At 70.6% G+C, this 16,052-nt stretch carries 7 protein-coding genes; 5 read left to right on the top strand and 2 right to left on the bottom strand.

Going from position 1 to position 16,052, the window contains the following annotated elements; translation table 11 throughout:
- Positions 1-682: 682 nt before the first annotated feature.
- Positions 683-2,503 (bottom strand): ABC transporter transmembrane domain-containing protein, encoded by a 1,821-nt coding sequence (locus CKO41_RS04140; RefSeq protein ID WP_200381357.1) that lies wholly within the window; start codon positions 2,501-2,503, stop codon positions 683-685.
- Between the two features lie 330 nt (positions 2,504-2,833).
- On the opposite strand from CKO41_RS04140, the gene CKO41_RS04135 reads away from it, so the two are divergent.
- The 5 genes from CKO41_RS04135 (at position 2,834) to CKO41_RS04115 (ending at position 14,461) form a co-directional block, all read left to right on the top strand.
- Positions 2,834-3,508, top strand: coding sequence for a YiaD family glycine zipper/OmpA-like lipoprotein (locus tag CKO41_RS04135; RefSeq protein ID WP_420826459.1), 675 nt, complete (start codon positions 2,834-2,836; stop codon positions 3,506-3,508).
- A 175-nt stretch (positions 3,509-3,683) separates the two neighbouring features.
- Positions 3,684-4,802: a cobalamin B12-binding domain-containing protein gene (locus tag CKO41_RS04130; protein WP_200381356.1), complete on the top strand. Its 1,119-nt coding sequence runs from the start codon at positions 3,684-3,686 to the stop codon at positions 4,800-4,802.
- Positions 4,799-5,782: a GGDEF domain-containing protein gene (locus CKO41_RS04125; protein ID WP_200249790.1), complete on the top strand. Its 984-nt coding sequence runs from the start codon at positions 4,799-4,801 to the stop codon at positions 5,780-5,782. Before CKO41_RS04130 ends, CKO41_RS04125 begins: the two co-directional genes overlap by 4 nt.
- 347 nt (positions 5,783-6,129) lie before the next feature.
- Complete coding sequence (locus CKO41_RS04120; protein ID WP_200381355.1) at positions 6,130-9,072, top strand: chemotaxis protein CheB; 2,943 nt, start codon at positions 6,130-6,132, stop codon at positions 9,070-9,072.
- On the top strand, positions 9,065-14,461 hold the full coding sequence (locus tag CKO41_RS04115; protein WP_200381354.1) for a PAS domain S-box protein: 5,397 nt from the start codon (positions 9,065-9,067) through the stop codon (positions 14,459-14,461). Before CKO41_RS04120 ends, CKO41_RS04115 begins: the two co-directional genes overlap by 8 nt.
- An 881-nt stretch (positions 14,462-15,342) precedes the next feature.
- On the opposite strand, the gene nikR is transcribed toward CKO41_RS04115, so the two are convergent.
- Positions 15,343-15,765, bottom strand: a complete 423-nt coding sequence (gene nikR, locus CKO41_RS04110; RefSeq protein WP_200381353.1) for a nickel-responsive transcriptional regulator NikR — start codon at positions 15,763-15,765, stop codon at positions 15,343-15,345.
- Positions 15,766-16,052 lie beyond the last annotated feature (287 nt).

Raw genomic sequence — 16,052 nt, 5'->3', positions numbered from 1 at the left:
CGACCTACGCCCCTCGTTGCCTCCCCGTGGGCTAAATCCGACGGCCTTGCACCCGAAAAAGAGATCTCGCGCAGAGACGCAAAGGCGCAGAGCGCGTAGGTCGGGTTAGGCGCGCTCGCACGGCCTTCGATGCGAAAGACCAGGCTGGCCGCGCGCCGTAACCCGACACCGGCCTTGATGGGGGCTCGTTGCCGGCCGCCGGGTTACGCCCTGAGGGGCTAACCCGACCACGCCCCTCGTTGCCTCCCCGTGGGCTAAATCCGACGGCCTTGCACCCGAAAAAGAGATCTCGCGCAGAGACGCAAAGGCGCAGAGCGCGCAGGTCGGGTTAGGCGCGCTCGCACGGCCTTCGATGCGAAAGACCAGGCTGGCCGCGCGCCGTAACCCGACACCGGCATTGATGGGGGGCTCGTTGCCGGCCGTCGGGTTAAGCCCCGAGGGGCTAACCCGACCTACGCCCTTGCACCCGAAAAAGAGATCTCGCGCAGAGACGCAAAGGCGCAGAGCGCGTAGGTCGGGTTAGGCGCGCTCGCACGGCCTTCGATGCGAAAGACCAGGCTGGCCGCGCGCCGTAACCCGACACCGGCCTCGACGGGGGCTCGTTGCCGGCCGTCGGGTTACGCCCCGAGGGGCTAACCCGACCTACGCCCCGGCGACATCGCCTCGATGGGGGGCGTTGCCGTCAGACCCCGGGCGTCGCGTCGGCGAGGGTCTCGTCGCGGTCGACCTGGAACTGGAGCCTCGCGAGTCGGGCGTAGAGGCCGTCCTCGGCCATCAGCTGCGCGTGGCGGCCGCTCGCGACGAGCCGGCCGCGGTCGATGACGAGGATCCGATCGACCTTGCGCACGGTCGCCAGGCGGTGGGCGATGACGAGGCTCGTGCGCCCCTCCATCAGCGTCTCCAACGCCCGCTGCACCAGGCGCTCGCTCTCGGCATCGAGGGCGCTGGTCGCCTCGTCGAGCAGCAGCAGGGCCGGGTCGCGCAGGATCGCCCGGGCGATCGCGATGCGCTGGCGCTGCCCGCCCGAGAGGCGCACGCCGCGCTCGCCGAGGAAGGTCGCGAACCCCTGCGGCAGCCGGTCGAGGAACTCGCTCGCCTGGGCGGCGTCGGCGGCGCGGCGGACCGCCGCGTCTTCGACGCCCTCGAGCCCGTAGCGGATGTTCTCCCAGGCGTCGGCGGCGAAGATCACCGGGTCCTGCGGGACGATCGCGATCCGCCGGCGCAGCTCGGCCGGGTCGACCGTGCGCAGGTCGAGGCCGTCGAAGAGGATCGCCCCGCGCTGGGGGTCGTAGAAGCGCAGCAGGAGCTGGAACAGGGTCGACTTGCCGGCCCCGGACGGGCCGACCAGCGCGACCCGCTCGCCGGCGGCGATGCGCAGGTTCAGACCTTCGATCGCGGGGAGCTCGGGGTGGGCCGGATAGGCGAAGCCCAGGTCGCGCATCTCGATGCGCCCGGTCGCCGGCCGCGGCAGCGGTTGCGGGTCGGGCGGCGGTCGGATCTGCGCCTCCTGCGCGAGCAGCTCCAGGAGCCGTTCGCTCGCCCCGGCCCCGCGCAGCAGCTCGGCGACGACCTCGCTGAGGCCGCCGACGGAGCTCGCGACCAGCAGCGAGTAGAAGAGGAAGGCCGAGAGCTCGCCGCCGCTCAGCCGGCCGGCCAGGACCTCCTGGCCGCCGAGCCAGAGGACCAGGCCGATCGCCGCGAAGGTCAGCAGCATCACGGTGCCGCCGAGGGCGGCGGAGGCCAGCGCGCGGCGCCGGGCGGCGGTGAAGGCCTCCTCGACGCGCCCGGCGTAGCGCGCCCGATCGACCGGCTCGTGGCAGAAGGCCTGCACGGTGCGGATCCCGTGCAGGGCCTCGTCGACATAGGCGCCGACGTCGGCGAGGCGGTCCTGGCTGGCCCGCGACAGGTGCCGCACGCGGTGGCCGATCAACCAGACCGGCACCAGGATGGCCGGTGTGCCGAGCAGCACCAGCGCGGTCAGCTTCGGGCTCGTCACGGCGAGCATCAGGAGGCCGCCGGCGATCAGCAGCAGCGCCCGGGCGGCCATCGCCAGCGTCGAGCCGAAGACGACCTGGAGCAGCGCCGTGTCGGCGGTCAGGCGCGAGATGATCTCGCCGGTGCGCACCGTCTCGAAGTACCCGACATCGAGCGACAGCACCCGCTCGAAGACGGCGCGGCGCAGGTCGGCGACGACGCGCTCGCCGATCCAGGTCAGCAGGTAGGAGCGGGCGAACACGGCCAGGGCCATGACGACGACCACGGCGAGGAAGACGAGCAGGGCGCGATCGAGGGCCGCCTCGGCGCCGCTGGCGAGGCCCGAGTCGACCAGGGTGCGGATCACCTGGCCGAACGCCAGCACCGCGCCGGCGGCGACGAACAGCGCCACCACCGCCAGCAGGGTTCGGCCCAGATAGGGTCGGAGGAAGGCGAGCAGCCGCAGCAACGGACGGAGATTGCGCGAGATCGGGCGGCGGCTGTCGGGGACGGCGTATCGAGGCGGCATGGCTTTCGGTGGTTCGACTCTCGGTGACGGGGGCGCGGCTAGGGCCGTGTACCGGGCGGCGAGGACCGCTCGGTCGGCGCGCGCCCAACGCGCTAGACTACCATCCCACCGCGGCCGCCGGCCGCCGGCCGCCGGCTGAAGGCTGAAGGCTGAAGGCTGAAGGCTGAAGGCTGAAGGCTGGAAGCTGGAAGCTGAAGGCTGGAAGCTGGAAGCTGGAAGCTGGAAGCTGATTCGATTATCCCTCGACCGACGATCTGCTAGTATGACGCCATCCATGTGTATGCGGCTGATCTGAGAAAATATCTCATTACGATCGGGGGTGACGACATGATGCGAATCGGGGCCAAGGCGATGACGGCGCTGGCGGCAGCGGCGCTGGTGGTGAGCGGCTGCGCCAGTGATGGCCAGGGCGGCACGCGGATGACGGAGACGGGCGCCGGCGCGCTGATCGGCGGCGCGGCCGGGGCGGCCATCGGCGCCCTGGTCACGAGCAAGTCGGGCGAGGGGGCCCTGATCGGCGCCGTCGGCGGGGCCATCGCCGGGGGCATGGTGGGCTCCTACATGGAGCAGCAGCGCCAAGACTTCGTCAAGGCCCTGGGCGCGGAGATCCAGAGCGGCATGATCCGCGTCGAGCGGCTGCCGAACGACCAGTTGCTGGTCGGCATGACGGGCGCGACCAGCTTCGAGACCGACTCCGACGTCATCAAGCCGGGCTTCTACAGCACGTTGGACAAGATCTCGGCGATCGTCAAGCGCTACGGCAAGACCCAGCTCGTCATCAACGGCCATACCGACAGTCGAGGGGCGGCGGCCTACAATCAGCAGCTCTCGGAGCAGCGGGCCGCGGCGGTGCAGAATTATCTGTTGGCCGACGGGGTCCTGCCGGCGCGCCTGTCGGCCCGTGGTTTCGGCGAGAACGAGCCCATCGCGACCAACGAGACGGCAGAGGGTCGAAGGCTCAATCGCCGGGTCGATATCATCATCATCCCGATCACCGCGAGCTGAAGGATGGACCGCGCGGATGATCGCGCCCTCGCGGGCGACGTCGTCGGCCAAAAGGGGGCCCGCGGCCTGTCCCGGGGTGCTGCCACTGCTGCATGCTCGTCAGCGCCGTGCCGCCCGATATCGGGTGCCGAGTCCTATCGCTCGTTCCTGAATCGTCCCTGAGGCCGACATCATCATGGAACCAACAGCGACGCTCTCGGATCTGGTCGCGCAGAGTTCCCGATTGGCGCGCGTCCCGGCCGCGGCCGCCGAGGCCTATCGGTCGGTCATGCAAGCGGTCGTGGTCGAGGTGACCGAGGTCTTGGCCGCGGATCCGCGCTACAGCCAGTATCTCGGTGGCAACCCGCCGCCGCTCGCCGAAAACCACCGCAATCACGCCCAATTCATGGACGAGGTGCTGACCAGCGGGCGCTACGACCTGCTGGCGGTGACCCTGCCCTGGCTCTATCACGCCTACCGCGCCCGCGGCGTGCACTACGACTATTTCCCGGCCGAACTCAGGCTCTGGCAGCGCGCGATCGCCAAGACCCTGCCGCCCGAGGCGGCAGCGCCGATCAACGCGGTCTACGATTGGATGCTCGAGCACCACGGCCAGTTCGTGGCCTTGGCCGAGCAGCGCGCAGCCAGACCACCGGATCGCCCACCGGTCTTCGCCGACCTGCTCGATGTTCTGACCGAGGCGCTGCTCGGGGGCGACGATGCCCGTGTCCTCGCCCTCTGTCGCGGTGTCAAGGACGGCGGCGCCTCGTTGCCGGAGCTGCTTCAACACCTGATCCACCCGATCCTGCAACGGGTCGGCGAGCTCTGGGAGGATGGGCGCATCTCGGTCGCCGACGAGCACCAGGCGACGGCGATCGTCAATCGCGTGCTGGGCGCGCTCTACTACGAGGAGACCTTCCCCGACCAGGTGCGGGGGCGGGCGCTGGTGGCGTCCAGCCTGAACCAGTTGCACGAGATCGGCGCCTGGATGGTCGCCACCTGCCTGGAGCTCGACGGCTGGGATGTCGACTACCTCGGCGCCAATGTTCCCCCCGATGCGCTGCTGCAAAAGGCGCGGAGGGTCCAACCCGACCTGATCGCCCTCTCGATCGCGATGGCCTTCAGCCTGCGCGAGACGCGCGCGCTCATCGCCGCCCTGCGTGCGCAGTTGCCGGGGGTCAAGATCCTGATCGGCGGCCAGGCGTTCGTGAGGTTGCCCGCGCTCGTCGACGACATGGGGGCCGATGCCTACCAGCCCGATTGCGCGGCGGCGGTGCAGTGGGCGCGAGTAGTGCGGCGCGGCGAATCGCGATGAACGGGTCTGAGACGGCCGAGTTCCGGCGCGCGCTGGAGGATTTCGCGCTCGCCTCGGGACACCTCGTGGCGATCGAGCTCGACGCGACCGGCCGGATCCAGGACTACAACAAGGGTTTCAGCCTGGCCGTATCGGCCGCGGGCGAGCCGCGCGGCCAGTCGCTCGCTGCCTTCTTCCCGCCGCGGAAGGGCAATCCGCAAGAGATCGTCCCGGGTCTGCCGGGCGGGTTGGCGGTCCCCTACCGGCTCGTCTCCTGGGATGGTCGGGAGCTGTTGCTGCACGCCTATCGGCTCGCCGACGAGCACGTCCTGTTGCTCGGGATGCCCCTGAACCCCGACGAGTCCCTGGCGATGCAGCGGATGGCCGGCCTGACCACCGAGATGGGCAATCTGGTGCGCGAGCTGCGCCGGGCCAACCGGCGTATCCTCGACCTGGCGCGGACCGATGCGCTTACCGGCCTGCCGAACCGCCGCTACTTCTTCGAACGCCTCGGCGAGGCGTTGGAGCAGGCGCGGCAGCTGCGCCGTCCGCTGTCGGTGCTGATGATCGATCTCGATCACTTCAAGGAGGTCAACGATCGCTTCGGCCACGCCGGCGGCGACGCGGTGCTCACGGCCTTCGCCGAGCTGTTGCGCGGGGGGGCGCGTGCGAGCGACTTCCCCGGGCGATTGGGTGGCGAGGAGCTGGCCCTGCTGCTCCCGGACACCGATGCCGGGCAGGGGCAGCGCGTCGCCGAGCGCCTGCGCGCCGACACGGCCAGACTGCGCCCGCTGGGCGAGGCCGCGGTCTTCACGGTGAGCATCGGGGTCGCGACCTTGCGCGCCGAGGAGACCGGAGACGCCTTCCTCGCGCGGGCCGATGCCGCCCTCTATGCCGCCAAGACGGCGGGCCGCGACCGGGTCGTCGTCGCCGGTGCCGTCTCCTCGACGCCCGCGGAGGGGTCGGAGAGGCGTCGGCCGAAGCATCGACTATTACAGTAGATAGAACCTAGATATCATGTGGTATATCGTGGGCACGACGAGGGTGCCGCCTGGCTCGGCAAGGGCGGATGCCCGACAGGGCGATCCGCCATCCGGTGCGATTGCGGTCCACCGAATCGAGGGCCTGAGCTGTGTAGGGTGAGGAACGAACCGCACCCATGCCGGTTTGGCGAACGGTGCGGTTCGCAAGCTCGCCGCCAACTACGGATTCCATGACCCGGGGTCGCGCGAGTCGCGATGAACGCTAGCTTGGCGTCATGCCCTATCAGGGGCTCGCGCCGTGCGATGGCCGAGCCCCGCCAGGTGAGTTTCGATCGGTTCCTGATCCAAGGTTCGAACGATCCATCATGCCAAAGGTGACACAGGGTTCGGCGCCGGCCCCTGCCGGCCAGCCCCCAGGCGAGACGACCGGGGAGTTCGCCGGTTATCTGGTCGCGGTCGGCGCGTCGGCGGGCGGCCTCGACGCCCTGGAGCGGTTCTTCGAGGGCCTGCCGCCCCATACGGATGTCGCCTACGTGGTCATCCAGCACCTCTCGCCGGACCACAAGAGCATGATGGGCAATCTGCTCGGGCGCCACACCAGGATGCCGGTCGTGACGGTCGAGGATGGGATGGCCATCGCCGCCGGGCGCGTCCATCTGATCCCGCCGGGCAGCATCATGCGCGCCGCCGGCGGCCGGCTGTGGCTGACGCCGAAGGATCCGCGGGTGCTGACCCTGCCGATCGACCTCTTCTTCACGTCGCTGGCCAAGGAGCTCGGCAACCGGGCGGTCGGCGTGATCCTCTCGGGCACGGGCTCCGATGGCACCCGCGGGGCCCTCGCCATCAACGAGGCCGGCGGCCTGCTGCTCGCCCAGGATCCGGAGACGGCCAAGTTCGACGGCATGCCGCGCAGCGTCATCGCGACCGGCCTGGTCGACGCGATCCTCGCCCCGGAGGCGCTCGGACTGCGGGTGCTCGATCACACCCGCGAGGCACCGCGCACGCCGATCCGCCACGAGCGCCTGGTCGCCGATCGCGACAAGGGCTCGGCCCTCGAGGAGATCCAGCACCTGCTGCGCCACGTCGCCGGCATCGACTTTCGCGACTACAAGCCGGCGACCGTGTTGCGGCGCATCGAACGGCGCCTGCAGGTCCGCCACATCCCGGACCACGAGAGCTACGCCCAGCTGCTCGACGGCGACCGCGCCGAGCTCGCGACCCTGCATCGCGAGCTCCTGATCCCGGTCACGAGCTTCTTCCGCGACCCCGAATCGTTCGAGGTCCTCGCCGAGGCGGCGATCGAGGTCCTCGTCAAGGAGCGTCAGGCGAACCAGCCGCTGCGGATCTGGGTGCCCGGGGTCTCGACCGGCGAGGAGGCCTATTCGCTGGCCATCCTGTTCACCGAGGCCTGCGAGCGCGTGCGCCGCTGGCCCGGCTTCAAGGTCTTCGCCACCGATGTCGCCCAGCAGAGCCTCGACACCGCGAGCGCCGGCGTCTTCTCCGAGGCGATCACCTCCGAGATCGCCCCCGAGCGCCTCGAGCGCTTCTTCGTCCCGCGCGGCAACCACTTCGTCATCAGGCCCGAGGTCCGCCAGAACATCATCTTCGCCCGCCACAACCTGCTGGAGGATCCGCCCTTCACGCGGATGGACCTGGTCTCCTGCCGCAACGTGCTGATCTATTTCGAGCCGGAGGCCCAGGAGCGGGTCCTGCGCCGGCTCCAGTACGCGCTCGCCCCGGGTGGCTTCCTGTTCCTCGGCTCGAGCGAGTCGCTCGGTGCGCTGCAAGGGGACTTCACGCCGGTCAGCACCAAGCACAAGATCCACAGGGTCCTGCGCCATGTCGCGCTGCCGCTCGATCAGGCCAGCGCCGGGCACTCGCGCCTGCCCGCGACCGGGCGTCGCCACCGCGCCGGGCCGTCCACCACCAGGGCCGGCGATGCGGCCGTCATCGACGCTGGCCTCACGACCCTGCTGCGCAGCTACGCCCCCGCGAGCCTGCTGCTCAGCCGCCGCCACGAGCTGCTCCATGTCTTCGGCGACGTGAGCCGCTTCCTGCGCATCGGCGAGGGCAGCGCCACGCTCGACCTCGCGAAGCTGCTGCCGCAGCGCCTGGCCCCGGTCGCGCTGGCCCTGCTGCATCGGGCGGCGAAGGGGGCGGCGCCGCTGCGCTCCGACGTCCTCGGCCTGCCGTGCGCCGAGGGGCCGCCGCTGCGGCTGCGCCTCGTGGCGCGCCCCGTCGAGGTGCCCCAGGGCGAGCCGCACCTGATCCTGTCCTTCGAACCCGAGCCGCCGATCGCCGAACCGGCGCTGCCGGCCGGTATCGAGACCCTGGACCTCGACCGCGAGAACGCCGCGCGTCTCCAGACCCTCGAGCAGGAGCTGGCGGCGACGCGCGAGAGCCTCCAGGCGACGATCGAGGAGCTGGAGACGGCCAACGAGGAACTCCAGGCGACCAACGAGGAGCTGATGGCCTCCAACGAGGAGCTCCAGAGCTCCAACGAGGAGCTGCAATCGGTCAACGAGGAGCTCTACACGGTCAACGCCGAGAACCAGGAGAAGATCGAGATCCTCAACCAGCTCAATGCCGATCTCGACAGCCTGGCCAGGGCGGTGTCGATCGCGACCGTCTTCGTCGACGGGGGGCTGCGCATCACCCGCTTCACCCCCGAGGCGACGACCCTGTTCAATATCCGCGACGGCGACATCGGTCGGCCGATCGGCGACATCACCAACCGCCTCGATCACCCCGAACTGGTCGCGGAGCTGCGCCACACGATCGAGGACGGCCACCTCTTCGAGCGCGAGATCCACGCGAGTAACGGCGCGACCTATCTCGCCCGGATCCTCCCCTATGCCGTGCGCGCGCGCGGGCCGCGCGGGGCCGTCGCGACCTTCGTCGATGTCACCAGCCTGCACGATCGGGACCGCCTGCAGGCGACCCTGGACGCCCTGCCGGCCGGCGTCGCGCTCCTCGATGCGGCCGGGCGCATCCAGATGGTCAACGCCCGCTGGCGCGCGCTGGCGCGCGAGGGCGGCGATCCGGATCTGCACCGCAGCGGCCCCGGCATCGGCATCGAGGACGCCTGCGCCATCCTGCCCGGCGGCGAGTCCCTGGCGGCGGCCCGGGACGGGATCGCGCGGGTGCTCGGCGGCGAGACGGCGGCGTTCCGGCGCGAGTACATCCACGACGGGCCGCGGGAGGCGGGGCGCTGGCGGCTGCTGTATGCGGCACCCCTGGGCGGGCGCGGCGGTGGTGCTGTCGTCTCGCACTGCGACCTGACCGCGCAGGTGGCCGCCGATGCCTAAGATCACCGAGCGCCCCGTGCCGCCCGAGGACCTGCTGCGGCGCGCCCACGAGGCCCTGGATGCGGGGCGCTTCGACCTGGCCGAGGAGGCCCTGGCCAAGGACGAGTTCGACATCGCGGCGCTGATCGAGAACCTGCGCATCTACCAGGCCGAGCTCGAGATCCAGAACCAGGAGCTCCAGGCCAGCCGGGTCGAGGTCGAACGCGCCCTGGCCCGCTTCGCGGCCTTCTTCGAGACCCTGCCGATGGCCGAGCTGATCGTCGACGGCAAGGGCATGGTCCTGGAGGTCAACGCGGCGGCCGAGGCCCTCTTCGAGCTGGGCGTGCAGCACCTGCGCCAACAGTTCTTCTCGCGCCTCGTCGTCGCCGCCGACCGAGGGGTCGCGGTCGGCGCCTTCGCGACGGCCTGGGAGGCCGGGCGCGCTGCCCTCCTGGAGGTCGGGTTCCGCAAGACGACCGGCGAGGACTTCATCGGCGATCTGCACATCGCCCGCCTGCCGGGCGAACCGGGCGGGGCCCGGCAGTTCGTCTGCGCCATCGTCGACCAGAGCGAGGCGGTCCGCCAGCGGCAGGCGCTGCGCGAGCGCGCCGAGGAGCTCGGCCGCAGCCGCGCGGAGCTGCGCGAGCGGATCAAGGAGCTGCGCTGTCTCTACGACGTCGTCAAGCTCGAGCTTCAGCCGGGCCTCGCGGTAGCGGAGTTCCTGGAGCGCATCGTCGCGCGCCTGCCGTCGGCGATGCAGGCGCCGACGCTGGCCGCGGCGTGCATCGAGCTGTCCGGCCATGCCATCGCCTCGCCCGGGTTTGCCCCGACCGAGCCGATGCTCGAGGTCCCCATCGCGCTGCCCGATGGTGGCGAGGGGCGCGTTCAGGTCGTCTACGCGGCCACCGACGAGGCGGCCTCGCCCGCCTTCCTGGCCGAGGAGCGGCACCTGCTGGAGGCCGTCGCGGGGCATGTGGCCAGCTTTCTGCGGCGGCAGGCGGCCGAGGAGGACCTGTCCCAGACCCGCGAGTCCTATCGGATCCTCGCCGAGTACAGCCCGGACTGGGAATACTGGCTCGGCCCGGAGGGCCGCTATCTGTACCTCTCGCCGGCCTGCGAGGCGCTGACCGGCTGGCCGCCGGCGGCCTTCGAGGCCGACCCCGACCTGTTCGCGCGGCTCATCCACCCGGCCGATCGGCCAGGCTATCTCGCCCACCGCGACGAGGTCCTGGCCGGGGGTGCGCGGGCGCATCGCGACGACGCCGGGCATCTGGAGCTGCGGCTGCAAACCCGCTCGGGCGAGTGGCGCTGGTTCGAGCACTATTGCGTCTCCGTGGTCGGCGCCGACGGGCAGTGGCGCGGGCGCCGCGGCGTGAACCGCGACATCACGGCGCGCAAGCAGGCCGAGGCCGAGGTCGCGCGCATGACCCGCCTCTACGCGACGCTGAGCGCGACCAACCAGGCGATCGTGCGCGTCGAATCCGAGGCCGAGCTGCTGCCGGAGTTCTGTCGCATCGCGGTCCTGGAGGGCGGCCTCGCCGCCTGCCTCGTCAGCCGCCCGCGGGGCGAGGCAGGGCGGTTCGCGACGGTCGCGGCGGCCTACAGTCAGACGCGGGTCGGCGATGGGCGGGGCGATGCCTCTGCCGGGGGCCCGGGGTGGCCCAAGTCTGGCGTCTCCTTCCCGCTCCTAATCGGGGGCGCGATGGCCGGGGTGGCGACCTTCTATGCCCCCGAGCCCGACTTCTTCGCGCGCGACGTCGTCGGGCTCCTCGACGAGATGAGCCGGGATCTCGCCTTCGCGCTCGATCGCTTCGCCCAGGGGGGCGCGCGAGTCCTCGCCGAACAGGGGCTGCGGGTGCGCGAGCGGCAGCTCGCGGCGATCTTCCGGGCGGCCCCGATCGGGATCGGCCTGATCAAGCATCGGCAGATCCTGCAAGGGAACGACTATCTGTTCGAGATGTTCGGCTATGCGCCGGGGGAGCTGATCGGCCAGGACGCCCGCCAGCTCTATGCCGACGAGGCCGAGTACGAGCGCGTTGGGCGCACGCTGTACGCAGACATCGCCGCGCGCGGTATCGGTGTCGTCGAGGCAACCATGCGCCGCCGGGACGGCGAGCGGATCTTCATGCAGGCCAGCGTCGCGAGCCTGGATTCGGTCGCTCATCCGGGGGTCATGGTCTTCACGGCCCTCGACATCACCGAGCGCCACCGCCAGGAGGAGGCCCTCCTGCGCTCGCGCTGGCGGCTCGAGCAGGCCGAGCGCCTGGCCAATGTCGGCGCCTGGGAGATCGATGTCGCCGCGCGCCGCCTCACCCCATCGGCCCAGTGGCGGCGCATCCACGGCACCGACGCCGAGGACCTCGGCCTCGACGCACTGATCGCGACCCATGCCCATCCGGAGGATCGGCCGGCGCTCGAGCGGGCGATGCACCAGGTCCTGGCCGGCGAGGGCCGCTATGACCTGGAACACCGGATCGTCCGCGCCGACGACGGCCAGGTCCGCACGATCCACGCGATCGGCGAGGCCGAGCGCGACCCGGACGGCCGACCGATCAGGGTCTATGGGGCCGCCCTCGACGTGACCGAGCGCAGGCGCGCCGAAGAGGAGCGCCTCGCCCGCGAGCGGGAACTCGCGGCCATCTTCCGCGCCGCGCCGATCGGGATCGGCCTGACGCGCGCGCGGCGCATCCTGCGCGTGAACGACTACTTGGCCCGTGTGCTCGGCTATGAACCGGCCGAGCTGATCGGCCAGGATGCGCGTGTCGTCTATCCGAGCGACGAGGAGTACGAGCGCGTCGGCCGGGAGAAGTATCGCCAGCTCGCAGCGACCGGCTCCGGGACGGTCGAGACGCGTTGGCTGGCCTGCGATGGCCGCCAGTTGGATGTCCTCCTCAGCTCGTCGCTGGTCGACGCGGCCGATCCGACCGGCGCCGCCGTCTTCACCGCTCTGGACATCACCGAGCGCAAGCGCGCCGAGGCGGCCCTCCAGGCGAGCGAGGAGCGGCTGCGCCTGGTGATGGCGGCCACCAATGACGCCTTGGTCGATTGGGATGTCGGCTCGGGGCGCCTCACGGTGAACGACCGTTTCTTCGAACAGCTCGGGTTCGACCCCGGGGGGTTCGAGCCGACCTTCGAGTGGATCCTCGCGCGGGTCCACCCGGAGGATCAGGGGCGAGTCCTCCGCGAACTCGAGGCCGGGATGGCGGGCGACGAGCCCTTCGCCGTCGAGGGGCGCATCCGCCCCCGGACTGGCGACTGGCTCTGGGTCCAGAGCCGCGGCCAGGTCGTGACCCGCGATGGGGCCGGGCGGCCCATGCGCGTCGCCGGCACCATGACGGACGTCACCGCCAGTCGTCGCGCCGAGGCGGCCCTGAGGGAGAGCCATCGCCGCCTCACCGAGGCCGAGCGGCTCGCCCGACTCGGCCACTGGGAGTACGACCTGGCGAGCGGCCAGCCGGTCTGGTCCGAGCAGGTCTACCGGATCTTCGGGCTCGACCCGGACTGCCCACCGCCGCTGGCCAACGAGCACGGGCGGCTGTTCCACGCCGAGGACCTTGAAGAATACCGGCGCCTGTTGGACAGGACGATCGAGACCGGCGAACCCTTCGCGTTCGTGCTCCGCGTCTGGCGCCGCGACGGTGCGTTGCGCTGGCTCTCGGCCACCGGTCACCTCGAGCGCACCGTCGACGGTCGCCCGCGGCGCCTGTTCGGCACCGCCCAGGACGTCACCGAGCAGCACGATGCGGCCGAGCGCTTGCGCCAGGCGGCGCAGGTCTTCGAGAGCACGGCCGACGGGGTCATCGTCACGGACGCCGCGGCGCGGATCCTGGCCGTCAACCGCGCCTTCACCGAGATCACCGGCTATACGGAGGCCGAGGCCCTCGGCGAGACCCCGCGGCTGCTCAAGTCGGGCCGGCACGACCAGGCCTTCTATCAAGCCTTGTGGGCCTCGTTGCGCCGGACCGGCTACTGGCGTGGCGAACTCTGGAACCGGCGCAAGGACGGCGAGCTCTACCCGGAACTCTTGACGATCAGCGCCGTGCCCGGCCGCGACGGGGCCGTGACCCACTATGTCGCGGTCTTCAGCGACCTGACCAGCGTCAAGCGTTCCGAGGAGCAGCTCGAGCACCTGGCCCACCATGACCCGCTGACCGAGTTGCCGAACCGCGCGCTGTTCCGCACCCGGCTCGCGCATGGCCTGCAGCGCGCCGAGCGCGACCGGCGCCGGCTCGGGGTTCTGGTCATGGACCTGGATCGCTTCAAGGTCATCAACGACTCGATGGGCCCGGCGAGCGGCGACGAGGCCCTGCGCCAGATCGGGGCGAGCCTGACCGAGGCGCTGCGCCCCGGCGATACCCTCGCCCGCCTCGGCGGCGACGAGTTCGGCCTGATCCTCGAGGACCTGGGCGACCCGAGCGTCGCGGTGGCGACGGCGCAGCGGCTCATGGCCATCTGCGCCCGCCCGCGCCAGCTCGGGGGGCGCGAGGTCACCGTCACCGCCTGCGTCGGGATCGGGCTCTATCCGGGTGATGGCGACGACGGCGAGAGTCTGCTGCGCCATGCCGACGTGGCCCTATCGCAGGCCAAGGCGCAGGGCCCGCAGACCTTGCAGTTCTTCGAGCCGGCGATGGAGCGGGGCGTCGTCGAACGCCTCCATCTCGAGGGCTGTCTGCGCCAGGCCTTGGCCGCCGGCGAGCTCAGGCTCCACTACCAGCCCCAGGTGCGCCTCGCCGACGGATCGCTGATCGGCGCCGAGGCCCTGCTGCGTTGGCGCAGCGCCGAGTTGGGCGAGGTCCCGCCGGGCCGCTTCATCCCGCTGGCCGAGGAGATCGGCCTGATCGACGAGATCGGCGCCTGGGTCCTGCGACAAGGCTGCGAGCAGCTCCGCGCCTGGGATGCCGCCGGCCTGCACCTGCCGCGCCTGGCCATCAATCTCTCGATCCGCCAGCTCGAGGCTGGCGACCTGATCGAGCGATGCGATCGGACCTTCCGAGAGACCGGGGTCGCGCCCGAGCGGATCGAGCTGGAGGTGACCGAGTCGATGGTCATGCGCCGCGCCGACCTGTCGGTCGAGGTGCTCAACGGGCTGCGCGACCTGGGCGTGCGCCTCGTCATCGACGACTTCGGCACCGGCTATTCGTCGCTCGCCTATCTGCGCCGCCTGCCGCTGCACCAGCTCAAGATCGACAAGTCCTTCGTCGACGACCTGCTCGACGACCCCAACAGCCAGGCGATCGCGCGGGCGATCATCGCCCTCGGCCACAGCCTGGGCCTGGAGGTGTTGGCCGAGGGCGTCGAAGAGGCCGACCAGGCGCAGAGGCTGCGCCTCGACGGCTGCGACCTGGCCCAGGGCTACCACTTCGCGCGGCCCCTCCCGGTCGACGAGTTCGCCGAGCACTGGCTGCGCTGAATGGCGGGATGCCATAAATCGCGGGATGCGATAAATGGCGGGATGCGCTTTGCTTTCCCGCCCTACGGTCCTGATAGAAGAAGCTCGCGCAGAGACGCAGAGGCGCAAAGTGAAGAAAGGGCATTGATCGATGTCACCAGTGCGCTTCTCCTCTTCTTCTCTGCGCCTTTGCGTCTCTGCGCGAGATATCTTTTTCGCGGCCACGCCTTCGCCATTCCTACAGCCCGTTGACGCAGCGGACGATTCCGTTTTTCATGAGCCCGTGGGGCGGGAAAGCGCAGCGCATCCCGCCATCGCCCGTCCCGCCATCGCCAACCCGTAGGGCGGGAAAGCGCAGCCCATCCCGCCATCGCCCATCCCGCCATCGCCGGGTCACCAGACTGATCGGCTCGGGGTGACCGGCGCAATCGCGTCACCGCGACCCGATCGTCCTTCGCTTTCCCGACCCGATCGACGGCTACGCCGGCGAGGATGCCGGCCACTGATGCTCGAACGGGGCCCGATGCTTCCAGCGATCGGTGTGGAAGTCACGCCTGTTTCACGGCCACAAGACCGACGCGGCGGATCCTTAAGGTGTACGCTTTTTGTTGCGTAAGCATGGATTGGCAACGATTCAAGGACTACCGGCACATCTTCTTAGAACTACGAAACACGCGAAAGGGCCAAGCGTACACAATAATCTGCCGTCTTTTCGCGACTTTCGTGTATTTCGTCGTTTCTTGTCGTCTTCGCGCTTGTGCCGTTCGTTTCTGAACCCTTCCCTCGCCCGAGCCGATCGGGTCGCGCCGCGCCGCACACCAACCACCTCGCGGCGCGCCTCACGCCCGATCCCCGCGTCGCTTCTCCCGCCTCGGCCCGGCCGCGCCCTGCGACCCGGTGCCTCAGAGCGCCAGCCGGGCGGTCTGCGTCAGCTTGGCGAGGCGTACGCCGCGCAGGCCGCCGATCTCCAGGCTGAGGCGTTCGATCTCGGCCGGGCGGCCGCGCAGGATGATCACCTCGAGGCAATTGTGATGGTCGACGTGGACATGGGTCGTCGCGATGACGTGGACGAAATCGCGGTGCTGGACGTCGACGATCTGCTGCGTCAGGTCGCGCTGGTGGTGATCGTAGACGATGGTCAGCACCCCGGCGACCTCTTCGGTGCCGCATGCCCAGGCGTCCGCGACCAGGCGCTCGCGGATCAGGTCGCGGACCAGCTCCGAGCGGGACGCATAGCCCTTGCCGACGACCCGCTGGTCGATCTCCTCGAGCAGGGGGCGCGGCAGCGAGACGCTGAAGCGGATGGTTTCCTCGGTCTTCGACATGGATTACCTCGGCCGACGGCACGGCAAGGATACCCTGTCGGACGGATTGCCGCACCGCACAGGCGCGAGCCAGGGCGGGCGGATCCGTTCTGATCCGCCGGCGTCGCCTGCGCCGATGGCACGGCCCGTAGGTCGGGTTAGGCGCGCTGGCACGGCGGTTGAGGTAAAACAAAGGATTGCGCGCGCCGTAACCCGACAGGGGCCTCGGCGGGCGCCACGGTGTCGGCCGTCGGGTTACGCCCCCGCGGGGGGCTAACCCGACCTACGGGCCGCGGCGCCGTGCGAGG

The organism is Thiococcus pfennigii (genome assembly GCF_016583835.1).
Classification (GTDB): domain Bacteria; phylum Pseudomonadota; class Gammaproteobacteria; order Chromatiales; family Chromatiaceae; genus Thiococcus; species Thiococcus pfennigii.
Note: the sequence above shows the minus strand (reverse complement) of the source record. Positions and strands in the feature narration are given on the sequence as shown.

What these genes read in the sequence shown, in the direction of transcription:
- CKO41_RS04125 (WP_200249790.1), top strand. Translation starts at nt 4,799, where the DNA reads ATGAACGGGTCTGAGACGGCCGAGTTCCGGCGCGCGCTGGAGGATTTC.
- CKO41_RS04115 (WP_200381354.1), top strand. Translation starts at nt 9,065, where the DNA reads ATGCCTAAGATCACCGAGCGCCCCGTGCCGCCCGAGGACCTGCTGCGG.
- nikR (WP_200381353.1), bottom strand. Translation starts at nt 15,765, where the DNA reads ATGTCGAAGACCGAGGAAACCATCCGCTTCAGCGTCTCGCTGCCGCGC.
- CKO41_RS04130 (WP_200381356.1), top strand. Translation starts at nt 3,684, where the DNA reads ATGGAACCAACAGCGACGCTCTCGGATCTGGTCGCGCAGAGTTCCCGA.
- CKO41_RS04120 (WP_200381355.1), top strand. Translation starts at nt 6,130, where the DNA reads ATGCCAAAGGTGACACAGGGTTCGGCGCCGGCCCCTGCCGGCCAGCCC.
- CKO41_RS04140 (WP_200381357.1), bottom strand. Translation starts at nt 2,503, where the DNA reads ATGCCGCCTCGATACGCCGTCCCCGACAGCCGCCGCCCGATCTCGCGC.
- CKO41_RS04135 (WP_420826459.1), top strand. Translation starts at nt 2,834, where the DNA reads ATGCGAATCGGGGCCAAGGCGATGACGGCGCTGGCGGCAGCGGCGCTG.